This window comes from Streptomyces sp. SID5785, from assembly GCF_009870065.1.
Classification (GTDB): Bacteria; Actinomycetota; Actinomycetes; order Streptomycetales; family Streptomycetaceae; genus Streptomyces.
The window spans coordinates 1-3,299 of record NZ_WWIA01000188.1 but is presented as its reverse complement, the minus strand read 5'-3'; the positions used below and the strand labels follow the sequence as shown (position 1 = coordinate 3,299).

Sequence of the window (3,299 nt, the reverse complement as noted above, 5' to 3'; positions counted from 1 at the left end):
CGACGTCGAAGCCCATCGCGGCGATCGCCGGGAGGCGCTCGGCCGCGGTCGCGAACGTGCCGCTGACCGGTGGCCTGCCCGGTTCGACGACCGCGCCCTCGGAGCGCGGGAAGAACTCGTACCAGGAACCGACCAGCGCCCGCTCCCGCTCCACGAGTAACGGCAGCGGCGGCGCACACGTGAGACGTTCGCGCAGCGGGTACCGGGCGAGAACGGCGTCCGCCTCGGCGGTCAGCGCCGCGGCGAGGCGGTCGGCCGGCGCCCGCAGGTCGTCCTGGAGCGCCCGCGCGGCGCTCAGCAGCACGTCCTGCGCGGCCCCCCGCGGGGCGCCGCGCGCCGCACGCTCGTACAGGAGCGCGCCCTCCTCGAGGACGAGCCCGGTGTCGACGCCGGCCGGGATCTTGATCCGGGCCGCGTGCCGCCAGTCGCCCACCGGGTCCGTCCACGCCTCGACGCCGTAGGTCCAGCGCCCCTCGGTGTCCGGTGTGACGAGCGCGCTCCAGCGGTCGCTGCCGGGCGAGACCTCGCGCATCGGGGTCCACGGACCCGGCGTGCCGTCCGGTCCGGTCAGCACCACGTTGGCGCCGACCGTGGACCCGGCCTCGGCGAAGACGGTGGCGGTCACCTGGAAGGTCTCGCCGGGGATCGCCTTCGCGGGATGCCGGCCGCAGTCGACGAGCGGCTCGACGTCGCGGATCAGCACCGTCGGCCGCAGGGCGGTGCCTGCCTCACCAGCGGACATCATCGGCCTCCTCGCCGGTTTCCCGATGGCACGGGCGCAGGTACTGCTCGGCCGCGTCGGCGGCCGTCCGCGCCTTGCACTCGCCCATCAGCACACACAGCGTGTACGCGGTGTCCTCGAAGCGCAGGCGGATGGTCACGTCGGCAGGGTGGGCGAGCACCAGGCGTTCCCACGCCCGGTAGTAGCTCAGATGACGCGCGACCTCGGATCTGGTGGGCAGAAGCACCACGGGTCACCTTCTTCGTGGGGGCGCCCTCCGTGCACGGCCGGAGCGGCCGGGCCGCGTCACCGCAAGGTGTCGCGCGAGGAGGAGCCGCCGTTCTCACCCATGGTGCACGACCGAACACCCTGCGTCCTGTTGGGGATTCAACGAGGCGGGTGTGCCGTCGTGTTCGTGTTGCGCGATGAGCTGGGCACTCACACGCTGGACTGACCCAGGAGCGACTGCCGCTCACGCTCCGTGTTCGGGACGCGCGCCGCATGCGGCGCGACGAGCGGCAGGCTTCCCCGAGAGGAGCCCAGCCGATGGAACCCACGATCTCCCGCTACTACCACCTCGACGTGGAGGTCGGCCCGGAGAGGATCGGGCAGGTCGAGCGTATTCTGGCCGCACATCTGCGGCACTGGGGACTGCGGACACTCGTCGACCCCGTCTGTCACTGCACCCGCCTGCTGCTCCGGGCGATCGACGAGCACGGGCCGGACCGGACGGCGGTCGTGGAGATGTGGTGGGCCGGGCAGCACCTGGTCACCGCCGTGTCCGACCGCAACCGGCAGGCCCCCGCCGAGCGTGTCCCGCCCGAGGGCCTGAGCCGGGTCGCGGAGTGGAGCGACGGCTGGGGCAGGTATCCCGGCCCGGGCGGCACCACCGTGTGGTTCTCGTGCCGGGTGCGCACCGCGGACCCCGTGCCGACGGCGATCGCCGCCGTGCCCGTGGCCGGCTGACGCCCGCCCCGTCCCGCAGGAGGTAGCTGCGTGCACACCTGGACCGGCAGCCCGTTCCCCCTGGGCGCCACGCCCGACGGCGACGGCACCAACTTCGCCCTGTTCAGCGAGGTGGCCCAGGGGGTCGACCTCGTCCTCGTCGACGACGACGGCTCCCACCGGACGATCCCGCTCGGTGAGGTCGACGGCTTCGTCTGGCACTGCTACGTCCCCGGGATCGGCCCGGGGCAGCGCTACGGCTTCCGGGTGCACGGCCCCTGGGAGCCGTCGGCCGGCCACCGCTGCAACCCCGCCAAACTTCTCCTCGACCCGTACGCGCGGGCCATGGAGGGCGGGACGGACAACGACCCCGCGCTCTTCGAGCGGGCCGCGCCGGGCCCCGAGCCGACCGACAGCGCCGGACACACCCTGCTCTCGGTGGTGACCGACCCCGCCTTCGACTGGGGTGACGACCGGCCGCCGCGCCGGCCCTACGCCGAGACCGTCGTGTACGAGACACATGTGCGCGGCCTCACCCGCACCCACCCCGACGTGCCGCCCGGACTGCGCGGCACCTACGCGGGACTCGGGACGGAACCCGTCCTCGCCCACCTCACCTCGCTCGGGGTGACGGCGGTCGAGCTGATGCCGGTCCACCAGTACATCCACGACGGGTTCCTGCGCGACCGTGGCCTGACCAACTACTGGGGATACACGTCGATCGGCTTCTTCGCCCCGCACGACGGGTACGCGGCGCACGGCTCCGGCGGCGCACAGGTCACCGAGTTCAAGACCATGGTCAAAGCGCTGCACGACGCCGGGCTCGAGGTCATCCTCGACGTCGTCTACAACCACACCGCGGAGGGCAACGAGCACGGTCCGACGCTCGCCTTCCGGGGCATCGACAACGCCTCGTACTACCGGCTGCACCCCGACGACCCCGCCCGCTACTTCGACACGACGGGCACCGGCAACAGCCTTCTGATGCACCACCCCAACGTCCTCCAGCTCGTCATGGACTCGCTGCGCTACTGGGTCACCGAGATGCACGTGGACGGCTTCCGCTTCGACCTCGCGGCCACGCTCGCCCGTCAGTTCCACGACGTCGACCGGCTCTCCGCCTTCTTCGACCTGGTCCAGCAGGACCCCGTGGTCAGCCGCGTCAAGCTCATCGCCGAACCCTGGGACGTCGGCGACGGCGGCTACCAGGTCGGCAACTTCCCGCCCCTGTGGTCCGAGTGGAACGGCAAGTACCGCGACACCGTGCGGGACTTCTGGCGCGGAGCGGACCGCACGGTCGCGGAGTTCGCCTCCCGGCTGACCGGCTCGTCCGACCTCTACCAGCACGAGCGCCGGCGCCCCCGCGCCAGCGTCAACTTCGTCACCGCGCACGACGGGTTCACCCTGCGCGACCTCGTCTCGTACGACACCAAGCGCAACGAGGCCAACGGCGAGGCCGGTCTGGACGGCGAGAACGACAACCGCTCCTGGAACTGCGGCGCCGAAGGGCCGACGCAGGACGAGAGCGTCCTCGAGCTCCGGGCCCGCCAGCAGCGCAACTTCCTGGCCACACTCATGCTCTCGCAGGGCATCCCCATGCTCGCCCACGGCGACGAGCTCGGCCGCACCCAGA

General features: G+C 72.3%; 3 protein-coding genes and 1 pseudogene. 2 read left to right on the top strand and 2 right to left on the bottom strand.

What is annotated here, in order from left to right; all coding sequences use genetic code 11:
- Together GTW43_RS05755 and GTW43_RS05750 are read right to left on the bottom strand one after the other, a co-directional pair.
- On the bottom strand, positions 1 to 745 hold a 745-nt coding region (locus tag GTW43_RS05755; RefSeq protein WP_161300531.1), incomplete at its 3' end, for a maltotransferase domain-containing protein.
- A gap of 31 nt (positions 746 to 776) precedes the next feature.
- A pseudogene (locus GTW43_RS05750) lies at positions 777 to 968 on the bottom strand (DUF5133 domain-containing protein); the annotation flags it as partial.
- 299 nt (positions 969 to 1,267) lie between these two features.
- Here GTW43_RS05750 and GTW43_RS05745 point away from each other — a divergent pair.
- Complete coding sequence (locus GTW43_RS05745; protein WP_161300530.1) at positions 1,268 to 1,687, top strand: pep a2; 420 nt, start codon at positions 1,268 to 1,270, stop codon at positions 1,685 to 1,687.
- 30 nt (positions 1,688 to 1,717) lie between these two features.
- On the top strand, positions 1,718 to 3,299 hold a 1,582-nt coding region (glgX, locus tag GTW43_RS05740; RefSeq protein ID WP_161300529.1), incomplete at its 3' end, for a glycogen debranching protein GlgX.

What these genes read in the sequence shown, in the direction of transcription:
- GTW43_RS05745 (WP_161300530.1), top strand. Translation starts at nt 1,268, where the DNA reads ATGGAACCCACGATCTCCCGCTACTACCACCTCGACGTGGAGGTCGGC.